At 40.9% G+C, this 17,469-nt stretch carries 20 protein-coding genes; 6 read left to right on the top strand and 14 right to left on the bottom strand.

Annotated elements, in window-relative coordinates; genetic code table 11:
• Positions 1-72: 72 nt before the first annotated feature.
• From I8748_RS10535 to I8748_RS10515, 5 genes are all read right to left on the bottom strand, one after another.
• On the bottom strand, positions 73-210 hold the full coding sequence (locus I8748_RS10535) for a microviridin/marinostatin family tricyclic proteinase inhibitor (RefSeq protein WP_198124529.1): 138 nt from the start codon (positions 208-210) through the stop codon (positions 73-75).
• Positions 211-309: 99 nt separating this feature from the next.
• Positions 310-453, bottom strand: a complete 144-nt coding sequence (locus tag I8748_RS10530) for a microviridin/marinostatin family tricyclic proteinase inhibitor (protein ID WP_198124528.1) — start codon at positions 451-453, stop codon at positions 310-312.
• A gap of 99 nt (positions 454-552) precedes the next feature.
• A complete protein-coding gene (locus I8748_RS10525; protein ID WP_198124528.1) occupies positions 553-696 on the bottom strand; it encodes a microviridin/marinostatin family tricyclic proteinase inhibitor in 144 nt (47 codons plus the stop codon).
• 226 nt (positions 697-922) lie between these two features.
• Complete coding sequence (locus I8748_RS10520) at positions 923-1,063, bottom strand: microviridin/marinostatin family tricyclic proteinase inhibitor (protein ID WP_198124527.1); 141 nt, start codon at positions 1,061-1,063, stop codon at positions 923-925.
• A 99-nt stretch (positions 1,064-1,162) separates the two neighbouring features.
• Positions 1,163-1,300 carry a microviridin/marinostatin family tricyclic proteinase inhibitor gene (locus tag I8748_RS10515; protein ID WP_198124526.1) on the bottom strand — a complete coding sequence of 46 codons (138 nt, stop codon included), beginning with the start codon at positions 1,298-1,300 and terminating at the stop codon, positions 1,163-1,165.
• A 714-nt stretch (positions 1,301-2,014) separates the two neighbouring features.
• Between I8748_RS10515 and I8748_RS10510 the strand changes: the two genes are divergently transcribed.
• The 3 genes from I8748_RS10510 to I8748_RS10500 all read left to right on the top strand — a co-directional run bounded on the left by I8748_RS10510 (position 2,015) and on the right by I8748_RS10500 (position 5,315).
• Positions 2,015-2,599 (top strand): GNAT family N-acetyltransferase, encoded by a 585-nt coding sequence (locus I8748_RS10510; protein WP_198124525.1) that lies wholly within the window; start codon positions 2,015-2,017, stop codon positions 2,597-2,599.
• Positions 2,600-3,104: 505 nt separating this feature from the next.
• Entirely contained in the window at positions 3,105-3,359 is a 255-nt protein-coding gene (locus I8748_RS10505; protein ID WP_214662503.1) for a hypothetical protein, read from the top strand.
• 537 nt (positions 3,360-3,896) lie between these two features.
• Complete coding sequence (locus I8748_RS10500) at positions 3,897-5,315, top strand: lysophospholipid acyltransferase family protein (RefSeq protein ID WP_198124524.1); 1,419 nt, start codon at positions 3,897-3,899, stop codon at positions 5,313-5,315.
• Positions 5,316-5,446: 131 nt separating this feature from the next.
• Here the strand turns inward: I8748_RS10500 and I8748_RS10495 are convergent, their stop codons facing one another.
• From I8748_RS10495 to I8748_RS10460, 8 genes are all read right to left on the bottom strand, one after another.
• The gene (locus tag I8748_RS10495) at positions 5,447-6,076 is read right to left on the bottom strand and encodes a heterocyst differentiation related protein (RefSeq protein WP_198124523.1); all 630 of its coding nucleotides are present in this window, start codon (positions 6,074-6,076) and stop codon (positions 5,447-5,449) included.
• Between the two features lie 317 nt (positions 6,077-6,393).
• Positions 6,394-7,230: a tryptophan synthase subunit alpha gene (gene trpA / locus I8748_RS10490; RefSeq protein ID WP_198124522.1), complete on the bottom strand. Its 837-nt coding sequence runs from the start codon at positions 7,228-7,230 to the stop codon at positions 6,394-6,396.
• Positions 7,231-7,291: 61 nt separating this feature from the next.
• Entirely contained in the window at positions 7,292-7,603 is a 312-nt protein-coding gene (locus I8748_RS10485; protein ID WP_198124521.1) for a DUF3007 family protein, read from the bottom strand.
• A 406-nt stretch (positions 7,604-8,009) separates the two neighbouring features.
• Positions 8,010-8,243, bottom strand: a complete 234-nt coding sequence (gene ndhL / locus I8748_RS10480; RefSeq protein WP_263975730.1) for an NAD(P)H-quinone oxidoreductase subunit L — start codon at positions 8,241-8,243, stop codon at positions 8,010-8,012.
• Positions 8,244-8,295: 52 nt separating this feature from the next.
• Complete coding sequence (locus tag I8748_RS10475) at positions 8,296-9,282, bottom strand: DUF1835 domain-containing protein (RefSeq protein WP_318781207.1); 987 nt, start codon at positions 9,280-9,282, stop codon at positions 8,296-8,298.
• A gap of 321 nt (positions 9,283-9,603) precedes the next feature.
• Positions 9,604-11,082 (bottom strand): linear amide C-N hydrolase, encoded by a 1,479-nt coding sequence (locus I8748_RS10470; protein WP_198124520.1) that lies wholly within the window; start codon positions 11,080-11,082, stop codon positions 9,604-9,606.
• A 1,030-nt stretch (positions 11,083-12,112) separates the two neighbouring features.
• Positions 12,113-12,613 (bottom strand): hypothetical protein, encoded by a 501-nt coding sequence (locus tag I8748_RS10465; protein WP_198124519.1) that lies wholly within the window; start codon positions 12,611-12,613, stop codon positions 12,113-12,115.
• 127 nt (positions 12,614-12,740) lie between these two features.
• On the bottom strand, positions 12,741-13,007 hold the full coding sequence (locus I8748_RS10460; RefSeq protein ID WP_198124518.1) for an SAM-dependent methyltransferase: 267 nt from the start codon (positions 13,005-13,007) through the stop codon (positions 12,741-12,743).
• A gap of 320 nt (positions 13,008-13,327) precedes the next feature.
• Between I8748_RS10460 and I8748_RS10455 the strand changes: the two genes are divergently transcribed.
• The gene (locus tag I8748_RS10455; protein ID WP_198124517.1) at positions 13,328-14,632 is read left to right on the top strand and encodes a hypothetical protein; all 1,305 of its coding nucleotides are present in this window, start codon (positions 13,328-13,330) and stop codon (positions 14,630-14,632) included.
• Positions 14,633-14,826: 194 nt separating this feature from the next.
• On the opposite strand, the gene I8748_RS10450 is transcribed toward I8748_RS10455, so the two are convergent.
• Positions 14,827-15,744 (bottom strand): lysylphosphatidylglycerol synthase domain-containing protein, encoded by a 918-nt coding sequence (locus I8748_RS10450; protein ID WP_198124516.1) that lies wholly within the window; start codon positions 15,742-15,744, stop codon positions 14,827-14,829.
• 534 nt (positions 15,745-16,278) lie between these two features.
• On the opposite strand from I8748_RS10450, the gene I8748_RS10445 reads away from it, so the two are divergent.
• Positions 16,279-16,797 carry a DUF6658 family protein gene (locus I8748_RS10445; RefSeq protein WP_198124515.1) on the top strand — a complete coding sequence of 173 codons (519 nt, stop codon included), beginning with the start codon at positions 16,279-16,281 and terminating at the stop codon, positions 16,795-16,797.
• A 96-nt stretch (positions 16,798-16,893) separates the two neighbouring features.
• Positions 16,894-17,451: a DUF6658 family protein gene (locus I8748_RS10440; protein ID WP_198124514.1), complete on the top strand. Its 558-nt coding sequence runs from the start codon at positions 16,894-16,896 to the stop codon at positions 17,449-17,451.
• Positions 17,452-17,469: the final 18 nt, after the last annotated feature.

Below are 17,469 nucleotides of genomic sequence, written 5' to 3'. Positions count from 1 at the left end.
GCTTGGATGAGTTTTCAGTTATTCAATAACTGAAAACTACTTTTTTAATTCAGAGTGAAGCTACACTCAGATTTAGTATTCTTCCCAATCTGAAGGATACTTTTTAGTCGTATAGGGAGTATTATCTGCCTGTGCAGATTGTTCTTCTAAGAAGCGGGCAAAAAATGGCACTGCTTGGAGATCAGATGCTTTGACTGTGTTGTTAGACATGGTATTGATTCTCGAATTTGGTTGTTAGCTGGGATTAGTTTTCAGTTATTGGATAACTGAAAACTACTTTTTTAATTCAGAGTGAAGCTACACTCAGATTTAGTAATCTTCCCAATCTGAAGGATACTTGAGAGTCTGAGGGATTGCAGGCTGATTATCAGGCTGTGCAGATTGTTCTTCTAAGAAGCGGGCAAAAAATGGCACCGCTTGGATATCCGATGCTTTGACTGTGTTGTTAGACATGGTATTGATTCTCGAATTTGGTTGTTAGCTGGGATTAGTTTTCAGTTATTGGATAACTGAAAACTACTTTTTTAATTCAGAGTGAAGCTAGACTCAGATTTAGTAATCTTCCCAATCTGAAGGATACTTGAGAGTCTGAGGGATTGCAGGCTGATTATCAGGCTGTGCAGATTGTTCTTCTAAGAAGCGGGCAAAAAATGGCACCGCTTGGATATCCGATGCTTTGACTGTGTTGTTAGACATGGTATTGATTCTCGAATTTGGTTGTTAGCTGGGATTAGTTTTCAGTTATTGGATAATTGAAAACTACTTGTTCAATAGACCTATTGCAAAAGTTCCCGAACACCCCACCCCCAGCCCCTCCCCTTACTAAGGGGAAGGGAGACTTTGACGCTAGTCAAAGGCGGGGTGGGGTTCTTTTTTTTGATTTATGCAAGAAGTCTAATTCAGAGTGAAGCTACACTCAGATTTAGTATTCTTCCCAATCTGAAGGATACTTTTTAGTCTCAGCCCATGGAGTATTATCAGGCTGTGCAGATTGTTCTTCTAAGAAGCGGGCAAAAAATGGTACTGCTTGGATATCCGATGCTTTGACTGTGTTGTTAGACATAGTATTGACTCTCGAATTTGGTTGTTAGCTAGGATTAGTTTTCAGTGACTGAATCACTGAAAACTACTTGTTTAATTCAGAGTGAAGCTACACTCAGATTTAGTAGTCTTCCCAATCTGAAGGATACTTTTTAGTTACATAAGGAGTATTATCTGCCTGTGCAGATTGTTCTTCCAAGAAGCGGGCAAAAAATGGCACCGCATTAGTATCGGATGCTTTTACTGTATTTGTAGACACGCTATTTCCTCCTCGGAAATTTGCTGTAACAAATTAACGTATATCACTAATTTAATATGGATGCAAGGACAGTTAAGACAGTTAAGAACTATTTATAAGAAGAAAATTTAAATAGTTAAGACAGTTAAGACAGTTAAGACAGTTAAGACAGTTAAGACAGTTAAGACAGTTAAGACAGTTAACTCACATCTTCCACCTAGCCCTAGCGATTAGAAATCGCGCGCCACATGCTTCAAGTCGGCAAAGCCGCCCAACGCAGTGGCTTGGCTATACAAACGAAGTCCGCCTACGCGGACTAATGGGAAATCAAGGTTTTTAAACCCGCGCAGGCGGGTTTTGCCTGTGTAGCCGCGACTTCTAGTCGCCTGGTGCAAGAAAATATAAATTAAGACAGTTAAGACAGTTAAGAAATTTAAGAAATTTAACAAAGAGTAAATTAATTATTGAAATTTTGGCTATGAGACTAAAAAATAAAAACTTCTTAAATAACTCTGCAAATAAAATAATCCAAATTAAAAGAAGTGAGACTTAAATGTGGTAAGGTAATTAGCCATACCTAAAAAAATAAGCTAAAAAACTTGGGCTAAAAATGTTTATTTTTTCTTTGGCTGCAAAAGTAATTTTTACAAAAAATTAACAAATCCTGGAATGCAGCACTATTAATTTAACTTATATTTCACCCACAAACCGTTGAAAAAAGAGGTGAATAAAAGTATGGAACCTGTGGTAACAAAACGATTGATTATACGCCGTTTGGCAGAGACAGATTTACATGATTATCTGCAATGTCAAACTCACCCTGAAATTTTGCCTTATATGCCTGGAGAACCTATTACTGAAGAGGGAGCAAAGCGCTATGTTCCTCACCTAGCAGCAGTAGAGATTGGCGATAAACCCGTTTTTATTGTCTTTGCTATTCAGCACATAGCCGATGCCAAAATGATTGGCCAGGTTAGCATTAACCTCTCAGCAAAGGAACAAAGTCAAGGCGAAATCGGGTGGATACTTCATCCAGACTATCAAGGGCGTGGTTATGCAACAGAAGCAGCACAAGTATTACTTAACTATTGCTTTGCACAGCGCAAGCTACACCGAATCACTGCAATGTGCGACACACGTAACACAGCATCTGTGCGGCTAATGGAACGTCTTGGTATGCGGCGTGAAGCCCATTTGAAGCAAAGCATTTTCATCCAAGGCGCCTGGCGAGACGAGTATATCTACGCTTTGCTACGCGATGAATGGCTTTTGCAGCAAGAGCATTTTAATGAAAGTAAATCTATCAAGATGATTCAGTAATACCAAGTCTGGTTAATTTAGTTATATTTCCCACAATCATTGCACCCCACCTCTAACCCCTCCACGTTTACGGGGAGGGGAAACAAAGTTTTGTAGGGTGCGTTATTGCGCCAGCATAACGCACCGCCAGAGATTTACGGTGCGTTAGGACTTGAGTCCATAACGCACCCTACTGGCTGAAATCTTTAGCTATTAGCCACTTAATTTATTAAGAGGCGGGTAAGGTAGCCAACAGTTAAGCTATTTCAGCTTAAGTTGACACCAATGTACAGCTGGTGTGCCCCTACAGATAGATCATTCATGTGTTGCCAAGATTTTGAGAATTGGTATTAAACCTATCATTAACCAGCTTTTGAGCAGGCAAAATTTGTTGCAAAAATTTTTGCAACAGTAGTTGACAAGTATAATTTTATACTATATTATAGTAAGCATGAGAAAGGCGATCGCCTCCTGCAAGAGCCTGCAATCGCCTTCTCTACCCCTTTATCAGGAGCTAACTTATATCATGGCACAAGAAAAGAACTTCTTAGATAATCAAGACTTCGATGCAGCCAACATCAAGCCATCTGAGCAAAAGCCATTACCAAAAAGAGAACCAATTAAACATGTATTAATTGGTTCTCCCAAAACTGTCACCAGCACAATTCATTTTTTACAGATGATTGGCTACGCAAATGTAGGAGATTGGAGTCCATTACAACTAACTGGGAATCCTGACGAAGTGATGAGTATTTTAATCCGTCAGATTTTAGTTGCATAACTTTAAATAAGAAGCCCGACTTTTCAAAAAACTTGGGCTTCTAGAGGTTATTTATTAAGTAAAAATAAAATTTTTGTAGGGTGTGTTAGGCGCATCTTTCAATATGATTTGTAACGAGAAATATCTGAAAAGCGCCTAACTATTGCAACATTTTAGTCTAGACATTCCAGTAGTAGCGCAACCGGACTAATTTAGTGCATAAATTTCTTCTAATATCTCTGTGTTCTCTGCGCCTCTGCGGTAGCCTGCGGCAAGCCCTTCGGGTTCGCCAGTCGCTCATGGGGGAAACCCCCAAGACCGCGCTGGCTCACCGCTTACGCGTCTACGTTAATGCATTATTTTAGCCCGGTCACGCCAGTAGGGTGCGTTAAGCGTTGCTATAACGCACCGAAAATCATTGATGGTGCGTTGCGCTTCGCGACAACACACCCTACTGTTTCTTTGCTTGGCGTCCTTGGCATCTTGGCGGTTCGATCATTTTCACACCAGAAGAATGTATATTGTACAATCGCTCTTAAAGACAATCTGGAGAGCGACTTGCCTAGATCGATTCAGTCTACTCAACCACCACTAAAATTTATTCCCCAACGTTTTAACCCGCTTGTACTCCAGATTTTGCGTTGGTTTTTGCCCCTGATACTGCGGTTTCGGACTCGACCTTGGCTACCTGCGGGTATTGTGCATATTGAAGCGAAAAATACCGAGGTATTGGCGGAACTCTATCAACAATTCCAAGCTGGTAAAATTCGCTTTTTGATAGCATTTCGGCATCCAGAGGTGGAAGATCCTCTGTGTATGCTGTATCTACTATCTCGCATTGTGCCAAAAGTTGCTCGTCAGCAAGGTATTCCACTGCAAGACCGAGTTCACAGCTACTTTCTCTATGACCGAGGAATGACAGTGTGGGCTGGTAATTGGCTGGGTTGGTTGTTTTCTCAAGTCGGGGGTGTGCCGGTTCGTCGCGGTAGACGACTAGATAGACAAGCCATCCAAACAGCACGAGAGTTATTTGCTAATGGCAAACTACCGATCGCAGTTGCACCCGAAGGCGGTACTAATGGTCATAGTGGTATTGTTAGCCCCTTAGAACCTGGTGTTGCCCAAATGGGGTTTTGGTGTGTGGAAGATTTGCAAAAAGCCAACCGTTCTGAGACTGTTGTGATTATCCCTATCGGTATCCAATATCGCTACATTCAGCCACCTTGGTCAAAATTAAATTGGCTTTTGAGTAAATTAGAAGCAGATAGCGGTTTACCAGTGCAGTCAATCAATCAATCTAATATTGATAGCAGCCCAGAGATTTACCATCAACGACTTTGCCGGCTAGCTGAACATCTAATTACCGAGATGGAAGAATTTTATCGCCGCTTTTATCATCAAGATATTCCCAAAACCATCTCAACTGTAGAATCTACTAGTCCCAATGAACTGTTAATTGCTAGACTCCATCGCTTACTGGATAAAGCTTTACAAGTTGCCGAGGAATATTTTGGAGTTCAGCCACAGGGAAATTTCATTGACCGCTGTCGCCGTTTAGAAGAAGCAGGTTGGAATTACATCTACCGTGAAGATTTGGCAGACATCAATACTTTACCACCATTCAAACGCGGTTTAGCAGATTGGATTGCCGAAGAAGCAGATTTGCGGATGCGGCATATGCGGCTAGCAGAAAGTTTTGTGGCTGTGACTGCAAACTATATTGAGGAACAGCCAACCAGTGAACGGTTTGCTGAAACAATTTTGCTGATTTTTGATATGCTTTCTCGCATCAAAGATACAACACTTCCAGGACGACCCAGTTTAGGTTGGAAGCAGGCACAAATCACAGTGGGTGAGCCAATTTCAGTCACTGAACGCTGGTTAAGTTCTCAAGCTGACAGACAAGCAGCTAGACAAGGCGTTGCCAATTTGACAAAGGATTTGCAGGTGGCGTTGGAGAAGTTGATTGTTGATTAATTCGCTGATGGGGTGCAGGAGTGCAGGGGTGCAGGGGTGCAGGGGTGATGAGGGAGATGGGTAAATAACTCCTAACTCCTAACTCTTAACTCCTAACTCTTAACTCCCTACTCCCTACTCCCTACTCCCATTTATTGCATTTCGTCGTATTCTGGGGCTTCTACTCTTCTGGCTTCTGTGCGAGAGGAGGGGAGAAACTCAGCGCGACGTACAGGTACTAAGGGTGGTGTGGGGCCTTGGTAGGGGTGAATCACCTGCACTGTACGGGTAGGACGCTGGCGTGGTGAGAATAAAGCCAATACTCCAGCGACAACAACGCCACCGCCAATTGTTAAAGTTGCGCCTCCCACTGCCCAAACGATGGGTGAAGACCACCAAGGGTTCTGAGGTTGAATTGCTGGTGTTGCTTTTTGCAGGTTATTTTGCATTATTTGCTGCTGCAAGGCGTTATAATTTTGCAACAATCCTTGGTTTTGCGACCTTAGCTGATCGTTGTCGTTTTTTAAACGATCTACGTCCATTTTCAGCCGTTCCATTTCCACACGCTGATCAGGATTGGGCGCAGCAGGCGGCTGACTACCATAAGGTGGTTGTCCATATGGTTGATATGGCACTTGCGGTTGCATTACTGGCCCTACCACCTGGGGCATTTGCGGAGTCATAGCGAAGTTTGGTAGGGAAGTACTTGTACCCTTGAGTAATACAAGAGCCGCTAGCCCAGCTACGGCGACACCGCCGATAAACGCCATACTCTCACTCATGGCTTTTGCCCCTTAATTGCAATGTAATTATAGATTATTTGTAACTGAGTCACTCTCACACTCATCTTGTTTTGCCTAATTTAACTTCACATAATACTCAAAGTATAAGCAACTATATTAGCTAGTTTTTTTACAAGCTGGTATCTGCTGTTAATATTCAAGACTATATCTGCCAAATTGTCCACCAACCCAGAATAAAAAAACTGCTCTATTATACTTTTTTAATCTACTAGTTTGAAAAAGGGAGTGGGGAGTAGGGAGTGGGGAGTAGGGATAGGAATATTTTGCTTTGTTCTAGTGTAGGAAGTTTGTGATGGCTATTTTTCTTGATTGGAATGAGTATTTGTGCTGTTGTCGGTTGTAGTGATGGCTGATTTGAGACTTTGACAAAATTCGGCGATCGCACTCAGTCCTTGTTCTGGTGTACCTTCTGCTAAAAGTTTGACAAATGCACTACCCACAATCGCAGCATCGGCACCCCATTCTTTTACCTGTAGTGCTTGTGCTGGTTGGGAAATGCCAAATCCTACCGCAACTGGTTTTTCAGTAACATTACGAATCTGTTTTAATAAATCTGATACTCTATTCTCTACCTTGGTTCGCACACCTGTGACACCAGTAACACTGACTAAATAAATGAATCCTCTAGAATAACGAGCGATCGCTTCTATTCTTTCAGGTGAACTGGTGGGAGCGATTAACAAAATTACATCAATTCCCATTTTACTGGCTGGTTCTAGCAAGGTTGCGGCTTCTTCTAAGGGTAAGTCAGGTACTACCAATCCTGATACGCCAGCAGCTGCAACATCTTGGAGAAACTTGTCAATGCCACGGTGCAAAATGGGATTATAGTAGGTAAGCAAAACGATGGGCGATCGCAAACTGGGAGTAGTTGCTTGCAACATTTCCAGCACTTGATCAAAATTGATGCCTCGTTCCAAAGCGCGGGTAGCAGCTGCTTGAATCACTGGCCCATCTGCTAAAGGGTCGGAGTAAGGAATGCCCAGTTCAATAATGTCTGCCCCATTTTGGTCTAAAATCTGCAAAGCTGCTGCTGTTGTTGCTAAATCTGGGTCGCCAGCAGTAATAAAGGGAATTAAAGCGCACTCTTGATTTTGTGCTAATTTTTCAAAGCGATCGGAAATGGCAGTCATTAGTTAAATGTCACTGGTCAGTGGTCAGTAGTTAATCGTAACAAACAACTGACCAATGACTTTACACCTGAGTTTGTCGTTCTTGTTCTATTTCAGCTTGAATTTTCTCCAGTTCTTCGGGAGTCAGTTCTTCCAGCCGCTTTTGGAAAAAGGTTTGTTCATACTGTTCCCGCTGTTGATGGTAGGTCATTTTTTTCCCCACTGCGCGGAAAGCATAAGTAGCTAACCAGCCAATCAAGCCACTAACTAGCAAAACTTGGCTCCATATACCAGCTTGCTGACCGTCTAAACCAACTAGCTGTAATCCTACATATGCCAAGCCACCAGCGATAAAAACGCCTAAGCCGATTCCAATAGCATCAATGCGTCGCATGAGAGTTATGACCTACCAATCTCGTTGTACTGGGTGCTGGGGACTGGGGACTGGGTAATGGGTAATGGGTAATGGGTACTGGGAAAGAGATATGGTTATAGATTTTTGTAATTCCTAGTCCTATGCCCATTCCCTAATATCATGTCCGGTTAATTAGTTATGATTCCCACTGTCATTGCACCCCACCACGCCAGATGCTTCAAGTCGGCAAAGCCGCCCAACGCACTGGCTCCCCAACCCCTCCCCGTCAACGGGGAACTCGGGGCCCCCTCTGGGGATTAGGGGCAGGGAAACAAAGCGTAGCTTTGGTGGGGTGGGGTGATTCGGGTTTTGTAAGTAATCAAGCAGACATGATATATCCCCGATTCCCAGTCCCCAATCCCTAATCACCAGTCCCCAATCCCTTTTACGCTTCAATTTTTCGCCGTTGTGGTCGAAAATTCAAAAAAGGCGATAGAACTAACAAACCTGGAAAGAAGAAGAATACCAGAAAGTACATAAAGGTGCGCTCTACAGCACTAGCTACATACCAGCGCTGTTTGAGGTAAAACAGTACAGCAACCGGGATGATCAACAGGTAAGCCCCAGCCAAAACCAAATACAGCAGGGGGACAATCAGGGATTCTTGCTCTAACAACATAGATAAGATTATTCCGTGCATCTGTTTTCCATCATAGGCTGAACGGATAAACTCAGGAAAGTAGACTTGATTGCAAAATTGGTTGATTTCGCAGTTCATCCCACATCCAGACGGGTTGACCGCTCATTAGATGAATGCCACCAACAGCGCGATCGCTATTACTAATTTCCCACCAATTCAGCTGTTTTCTCACCAAAGCCTGTCCGATTTCGGTTAGCTGGAGTACTCGCTTCGGCCAAGGCTGGTTTATGGATTCAATAGTAATTTCCAATGGTGGATAATTACTTTGCAACATTTGGCTCAGCACATACCAATACATACTGTCTCCCAAATAGGGAAGTGGTTCCTTCTCTAGAACCAGTATTGTAAACAGTTGATCGGCTGCGATCGCTTTAAAATCTTTGAGAATCTCTAAAGTTAGCTGCTGTGTCAAGCTGAGTCCATTGTCTATCCAAGGGAGTTCTTGGAGATGTCGCCGTAACGCTTTCGCCATTGAGGGAAGTTCGGGAGTTTGCGTATTCACAATCTGCATCAGTGCTTGGGGTGATGCAGCACTCAAAGCTAGCCAAACTCGATGTCCTAATTCTAGGCGATCGCGAGTTATCGGGCGTCGTCGTTCCCAAAGGATGCGGAGTGCTTCAGATGAAAGTTGTCCCAGCCCTACAAAGCGTTGAATACCAGGGAAAGAATCGATACAAATTAACTCTAGGCGTTGGGGAAATGATTGATGTTTCCAAAAGTGGTGAAGAACACGAGCTAGAATTAGCTGGTCGTAGGAATCATGCTCAAACCACAGCACCACTCGCTCATATTCATGGCTGCGATGCAATTGGCTGTATTCTCGTTCTAGGCGGTTTTGGGCATCTTTGAAAGTAATACCGTATGCCTGTGAGATGAAAGTGGCTCGTGTGTTGAGAAATTGCGACTGTTCAGTGTCTAAAGGAACAGGCCCCTGGCAGTATGGGTCAGTAAATTCTAGGAAATCACCACAGAAACCTGCGATCGCTAGTTTATTTTGAATATCTGAACCACATCGTATATGCAGTGTCTTGAAATCGGCATCGAAAGCTGTGACAATGCCACGAGCAATATCTTGACTAACTTGGTCGATGCGTTGGATATAGGACTCATATTTGAGTTCTGAACAAAACTCAGTACACTTTTATTCCTTCTTACTGTTCCCCGTTCCCTTCCTACGCAAATGTTTTCAGGAATCAAATCGGATTCCAATACCATAGTTAACATGATCTAGGAGTAAACGCCGTCCAAGCATTACCAAACTGAAATATGCTTGGACGGCACTATACGCCTGTTATACGGGCTGGCTTTTAATTACTGCAATGAAGCACTAGTTTCTTAGTTACGGCTTCTGATAGTCAAAATAAAACCATTTATTGTCTTTCACATCTTCAAACAGATGATTAACCTTGCCTATCTTTTCTCCTTTGTTTAGTTGATCCTCCAGTAGGTCAATTCTTGTATCACCCTCTTTTGCTGGCGGCACATACAGATCAAGCTTTTTCACTGTCTCTAAGTCAGCAAACAATTCTTCCAAATCAACATATACTGGATATAAAGCCCTATTTAATTCAAAGAAATAGCGCTTATTCCCATGATCTACAACAGTACGCCAGACTGTAGAGGCAAGGAATGGGTTATCATCTATTGCCTGAACATTTAAAGGCGTTGACATATTACGAATCAACGAAAAAGCTCTGGCAAGACCTTCGTGTTTTGACCAGTCTTCAACCCATGTTTTATAAGATTCGGACTTGCCAGGAACTCTTTGAGTCTCATCAATAAATGGTCTTTTATTTTTGGTATCGTTATCAATTTTATCGAGCATATTGCTGTAGAATGAAGCGCGGACAAATCGAATATCAGCGCCATTCATTGGCGGATTCATCTCTTTAACCTCCTCATTTCGGGAATTATACTTCTTCAGATCATCCCAGCTAAAAACTTCATTTTCATCTCCCCAATTAAAGTTTTTATTCTTGTTTTGAAATTGCTTTAAAAGGTCTAATTGCTTGTCCAACAGTCCGTTAGTCAACACATTGAGCGTTTCTTGTCCTTTGACTTTTTCCTTGTCTGGAAGGTAGTAAATTATTAACTTAGATTTGCGAGTTGGCTCGTCCTTCACGTATTGAAAGACTGCCGAATCACCCTTAGAATCTGAAATGGACAAATGTAACACTATCTTTTTAAGGTATACATTGAAACGCTCGCTGTTTTTGTCTAACATTGCTACGGCTAGGTCAGAGGTAACAATAAAAAATGGATCCTGCTTTAAATCGTCTACAGCTTCTTTGACAGTTGCGTAGTTGTCCAGTACATACTGTGCCAAAGCAGTAATCGGTAAACGCGGTTTCTCCTGGCTCTCTTTATGATGCGTATAGTCGGCTTGTAGTAGAAAAAGCAGATTGGCAACTAAGCCTTTCTCGTTTATGCCATCAGTCGCAGACTTGTTATAGTTACATACAACCACGCTCTTATATTGAGATTTCCATGTATGCGGATAACCCTCATCACTTTCACCAGCAGCTGTGCGATCGCTACCTCTAGGTGATGCCCATAGACTTGTGGGTATATTGGGATCAGACCAGTCCATAGAACGCACGGTAAAGATTGATTTTGTTTCCTGGTTAGCAACATAGATGGCACGGGTACAACCGAGTAATACTAGTGGTATTAATCCCAAGTGCAAATCATTCATCAAATTGCTCAATGCTTGATGAATGTTAGAAGATTCCTGTGTGAAATCGCAGGCTACTAGTGCGGCGATTCCAACAAATAAAAACGGTATAGCCAATGAGAAATTTTTGAGGTAACGTTTCATACGTTTATCTCCTGGTGTGTAAATTACTTTCAGAGTTTTGCAACTTACAATGCTTTTCGCTATGAAATTTGCGAATCTAGCAATCCTGTTTGAACTTGTGAAAATGATTAACTGCAAAGACGAGCCAGGGTAAATGAAGACTTTCTTATTCTCACGGAGACTGGCGCAGGCAAGGTTGCCAAGAAAAGAGAGAACAGAGAATCTGAGGTTTTGTTGAATGTTTTACAGGCTAGCTTCTAGACTATAGAAATCTCTAGACTTGTGTCAAGCTAGGACATAGATCTTAACTGTATTTTTGTGTGTAAATAATACTATATTTGCAGTATTTATAAGATATACGTCCTTAATCATACAAATTATGTACTGAGTTTCCCACGCACTGCCTCCCCATACCTAGTTGGAAAAAATTTTTGAAATTTAGTTGGACAAAATACACAATTGATGTTCAAATAGATAAGGGGATATTTACTGCCCCTACAAAACAAGTAACTCCTAAGTAAATTAGGGGGGTGTGGCGGAATGGCAGACGCTACGGACTTAGCTAACTGAGCCTTGAAGGAGAAATCCCTCAAGTGGATGCTCTCAAACTCAGGGAAACCTAAATCTGGTGACAGACATGGCAATCCTGAGCCAAGCCCAAAAATTTTAGATTTGAGATTTTAGATTGCTAGTCAATCCAAAACCCAAAATTCAAAATCTAAAATTGAAGGAAGGTGCAGAGACTCGACGGGAGCTACCCTAACGTAAAGTCGAGGGTAAAGGGAGAGTCCAATTCTTAAAGCCCAAAGTTGCTAAAGCTGGCAGGCAGTAGTGAAAGCTACAGAAGAATGAAAATCCGTTGACCCTAAAAGGTCGTGAGGGTTCAAGTCCCTCCACCCCCACTAAAAAACTCCAGATTCAAATCAGACCTGTCTAGCAACTATAGGCAGGTCTAACTGTATATTTGCTATGATTTTTCACCTTTGATCGTGAATCACTTAAAGTGACCAGCAAGCCATCTACATTACTAATCTAGCTTGAGGTTAAGTGACTATTCATCAACAGTGACACGCTGCCCTGTGAACGAAAACGTAAACGGTTCACCTTCACCCACAGGTTCGTTTTTATCTAAAGGATTTTTAGTTAAATCGAAGGTACGAATTTCAAATTTACCTTCCACTGTCTGAGTCGTTGAATCAAATGTGAAACGATAATCGGCTCTAGCAGTAGTGACAGAGGCTGTACTATCTGGAGCTGGGAAATTGAAGTTAAATGCAGTAGCGACAATTTCTCCTGATTTGTTAACCTTCCAGACTCCTTGTCCATCAGTAAAACGGTTGTTGGGGAAGGACTGAGCAGCCACAGGTACGCCCTTTGTGCCACCTTGGTTTGAGTCAATGGCGAAAAAGTTGCCGTCTTGAGTCAGTGTGATCACTCTACGTCCTATAAAGTCGCCATTGAGGAAGGTAGACAAGATATATGTCCCAACAACGAATTTGCTATTATCACCCTGTTGCAAAAAAGTTGAGTCTTTTACGGATTGAGCTGTCATAAAATGCGGGAAATGGTGAGTGTTGATAAAGCACAAACTGCTAGGGTGGTGAAAGTTTTACGAATTGGCACAACTCACCTTTGCTTGATGTCTTTGATATTGTTAGCGTTAATGTCCAAGCCTAAGTCTATTTTGATTTTCGTACCGACTTAGGCGGCGTTCGGTGTGCGCCGAAGTATTTTTCACTGCGGTAGCGCAGCCACACCCGCAATACTTGCGGAATTTGCTCTTTTTCTTCCTTGCTGAGGGTATTGTAAAGGGCTAGGGCGCGATCGCGTTCACCCCGACAAGCAGCATTGTTGTGAGCATCCCAGTAGCTACGGGCTACCCGAATCCGGCGACAGACTTCCTTGATGAGCGCTTCTCCCGTAAGTGGAGTGTCTTGTTTTTCCATGCTCAATAGGTACAGGTTAGTAGGCAAAGCAGTGCAATTACTTATTATACGGAAACTTTCCTGAATTTCCGTAATAGTGTGCATCTCGGCTCAATGCCAAATTGCTCATACAGTATTGCGATCGCTTAAAATTTTAAGTTTTAGTATTTTTTCCAATTTTTTGATTATTTAAATTTTATATTTAGCTTTTGATTCCGTAAATTTATCAAATCCCCGTAAAAAAATTACAAAATCTTTGAACACCTAGATTGCTCCTCTTATTCATTAAAGGTAAGCTGAGAACAATAGGATCAGAAAATTCATTGGTCTTAAAAACTAGGATGAATGCTAATAATTTACCAACTATTTATAAACATCCAAATGATGTTCAGTTAAGGTCTAAACAAATAAACCTAAAAACTAGACAAGAAAAAATTTATAAATTATTGGTGGAAATTGTTAGCCAATGTCCACCAGAGGATGCTTTACAAGAATTTAAACGGTTATTTATAGACTATTTTGGTTCAGTCAATTTAAATATTCGACCAGTATTTAGTGAAATCTATTTCATCAATAACGAGCAGGAATTTTGCGACACACTCAAGCGCTGCTGTTACATTTTAGTTAATCACTGGATATCTCAAAGAAAGACTAGATATATCCAAGAATTAATTAACATTTTTGAAAACTACCACTCTCATTATAATTCAACTCAGTCTACACCTATAAACATTTACAAAAAATGGTTAGACAATTTTATCAATAGTAGAGACTATGAAGGACTAAAATTATTTGCATATAGACATGACAACAAAGACAAAACTAAATGGGCTAATCGCTATATTGCCTATTTACTAGTTCCTCAATATTGTGACAAAAATAATCCCAAAGAGCAACAAGAGGCAGCTGCAAAACTCTCTAAGCAGATAAGAAACAGATTCAAATTTGAGTTAGCAATGTACATTGCTCGTTCTCAGTCTGCTGCCTCTAGTGAAACACGCTATAAAAATCCCAGTGCTTTGGGAGATAACGTTTTGCGTATAATTAAGTTGATTGTGATCAAAAGAGGTGTCTTCAATTATGAAAATATTGCCAACATATTTATTAAACAAAATCAAAATGAATTGTTAAAAGATTTCAAAAAAAGTCTACATAAATATTTATTCGTATCTGTTAAAAATTCGGAATTGGTAAATATTTTAAAGCAGTCTTTAGAAGAGTTGCTAGCATATTGGAAGGCAGAGGAAAATGAAGAACCTATCAATGATATTTTGTTGCTAAAAATTTGTATCAGAGTGATAGACAGCCTAACCATAGAAAATGGACGAGAGCCTTCGCAATTATTTACCTTATTACTTTCTCAGGGTCATCCTTTAACATTAGTAGTTATCCTGCTGAAAATTATTTTAATTTGTCCAGATGCACGTAATCATTTAGAAATTAGAATTGCTAATTTAATTACTTATTACCAAAATGATTCAGAGGATAATTGCAAGTGGTTAATTAATTTTATAGAAATTTTTAATATTATGTTTGCCATCTATGTAGAAAACGTTGAATACAACTTGATTAAGATGGAAGAAGATATTGATTGCAATTCGCAATCAAATCTAGAAGCTTATCGAGTCTTTTCTCAGTTAAAGTGAAATACTCAAAAATGAGTCAAGTAGCTGGATGAAGATAAATAGACTCATGAGGTTTGGGTAGTGGCGTTACGGCTAAAGCCGTAACCCAGTTTTATTAGGACTTACACACTCGTGACGAAAAACTAAGCTTTTGCGATTACAACGCTCAGCTCGTAATGACGTAAAATCGTAGTCCGTGCGTCAGTCCTGATAACTTAAGACTTAACAAGTTGTCCATCAAGCCAAGCTAAAGCAGCACCAGCAGTTTCAGCTATGATACTAATTAGACGATATAAGGCGATCGCGCTAATAACTAACGCTGCTGGAAAGTGATGCTGCAAAAGTGCGATCGCAGTGGCTTCAAATACACCCAACCCACCAGGGGCACCAGGAACAACTAAACCTAGCAACCAAGCGAAACTAAAAGCGCCTAGCAATAAAGGAATTTGATTCGAGTTCAGTGAACCCAAGGCAAACATCGTTAATATAAATCCAGTACCACGCAGTCCTAAAAATCCTACTTCTCCTAACAAAGGTATTAGGGGATAGCGTTCGAGACTTAAACTAATGGCTGACTTAGTATTAGATTTTCTTACCTTCAAGCGGGATAAAAACCTAACTGCTGGGTTCAAAAACCGAGGATGAACCACACAAAGCACTGCTACTAAACTCAGCAATCGTAGCATTTGCACAACAAAGTTATTATTAGCGATCGCCAATTGGCTACCAAATAGAACAATAATAATTAAAGCGGCTGCTGCCATCAGCAGCGGTTCCAGCAAAACACTTAAAGTCGCTGCACCAGCAGAAACATTGGCATTTTTCGCCGCGACAATTCGTCCGTAATAATGCCAAACATTACCGGGTAAATACTTAGCAATGTTGGTTTTGAGGTAAACTTGAATAAACACAGCAGGCTGTACAGGTTGATTTAACTCTTGAAGAACCCAAGTCCATATCCAGCCTGCCCAAGTATGTGCCAGTAAAGTTACACCCGTGGCGATCGCTAGAATTGCCCATCCCACTCCATCAATACGGATAGCTGTCACCTCGATCCAGTGATCCTTCAGGGCTTTCCCTAAAAAAAACAGCGTCCCGCCCAAAATTATCCAGCGTAAAATTCGTTTCATCATTTTAGTAATTTAACAGCGAAGACACCAAGGGCTGAATACCTCAAATCATATGGTACATCAGCGTTATACCAAATTTTTTGAAAAATTACCTTCAGATATCAAATATATTGATGTATTTGTTTTAACGAATTTTATTGTCTTTTTGAGCAATAACAAATTTTCTTTAGAAGTTAGTTAACTTCGTCTTCTTGACTTGCATTGAGTAGACGAAAATATATACTAAAGATGAATTTAATATCCTTCTCAAGGATGAATTATTTGTTTAATTTATTTGCTGAACTACTAATTAATTTATTAACTAGAACTATACAATTCAAAATACATAATATTATTCTATATCTCTCTTGAGTTAGAGCAATTTCATGTATTTTGTCCAAGAAAGATGTTACTTTCGCTAGATGTAAATCTAATTAATTCAAGCTTATATTGAGATTTGTTAGTTAAATATAGTCAACAATAAATAATAATGCAGTCTCGTATATTCTAAGAATATGTTCAGCGAGAAAGCTTGTTATTAGTTGAAAGGAGGACTTGGTGAAAGGTTTGAAAAGTTTATGGAAAAGGCTACCAGTGCGTCAGATTTTAACTGTATTTCTGGCTGGTATATTCTTAATAGTTAGCACTGCTTGTAGTGGAGCAAATGCTCAAGGTGCAAATCCCCAAAACCCTGCTGTGCAAGCCGGTGGCGCAAACAATCCTTACAAGGGTGGTGGAGACAAATATACCAAATATAGGGAATCAGCTAGCCTACAGCCAAATTTACAAGTATTGATTGCCACAAATAATCAGTCTGAGATACTTTATCCGGGTGCTGAGACACCAGCAGGTCGAGTCGAAAAACAAAGAGAATTGCCACTCATTACTGAAGAAAACTTCCAAAAGCCTGAACCAGGTAATTTGATTCAGAACGAACCAGAATTAGGAACTCGTGTTAAAGAGCGTCTGGAAACAGTAAAAGAAGCAGTTCAAGACGCTTCTGGCTTTTTGAAAGAGAAAGGAAACGAAGCAAGTTCTAGACCTGAGTTACAAAAAAATCCGGCAGTAGGTAGATAGAAATCTGGTTTTGTTTTCGATTTAGAGACTTAAAGTCAATCCCAATTCCTATTGTGGTGAAGATTTAACTTAGTTACAAAAACGCAAGGAGAACACATGAAAAGAGTGATGAATTGGCTAAAAAACTATCGTCCAGTGAAAGTTTTAACTGTTTTTTTGGCAGGCATCTTCCTAATTGTGGCACAAGCTTGTTCTGCACCAGGAGTAGCAACACAGCCACCACAGCCTTCAGCCCAGCCACAAAGCTCTGGCGCTCAACCCTATGCTAAGCGATACGATCCTACAAAAAATTATGGTCTCAACAGTCCTGAAGGTGGGATGAACAACTTTAGTGATGTAGAGCCTAGAGCAAAAGGTGATGATCGAGCTGCAAGCGATCGCGGTGATGCCCTAGCGAAAAATGCTCAAAGAAACATAGACCAAAAAGGCATTGACAGCCGAGAGCAATATGTTCGCAATTATCAGCAAGGCACACCTTTCGGTGAAAGAGTCAAACGCATAGGTGAAGATGTCAGCGGTTCCGCTGCGGAAGTGGGAGAAGGCGTAGCTAAAGGTACTCGCCGTGGAATTGAAAATATCAAAGACAATACCCAAGATGCTGGCAACTACGTTAAAAGTGCAGGTCAAGAAACAGTAAAGGGGGCAGATCAATAAGCTGTTTAGTCAAAAGTT

Source organism: Amazonocrinis nigriterrae CENA67, assembly GCF_016056305.1.
In the GTDB taxonomy this organism is placed as follows: domain Bacteria; phylum Cyanobacteriota; class Cyanobacteriia; order Cyanobacteriales; family Nostocaceae; genus Amazonocrinis; species Amazonocrinis nigriterrae.
This window is presented reverse-complemented; position numbering and strand designations above follow the sequence as displayed.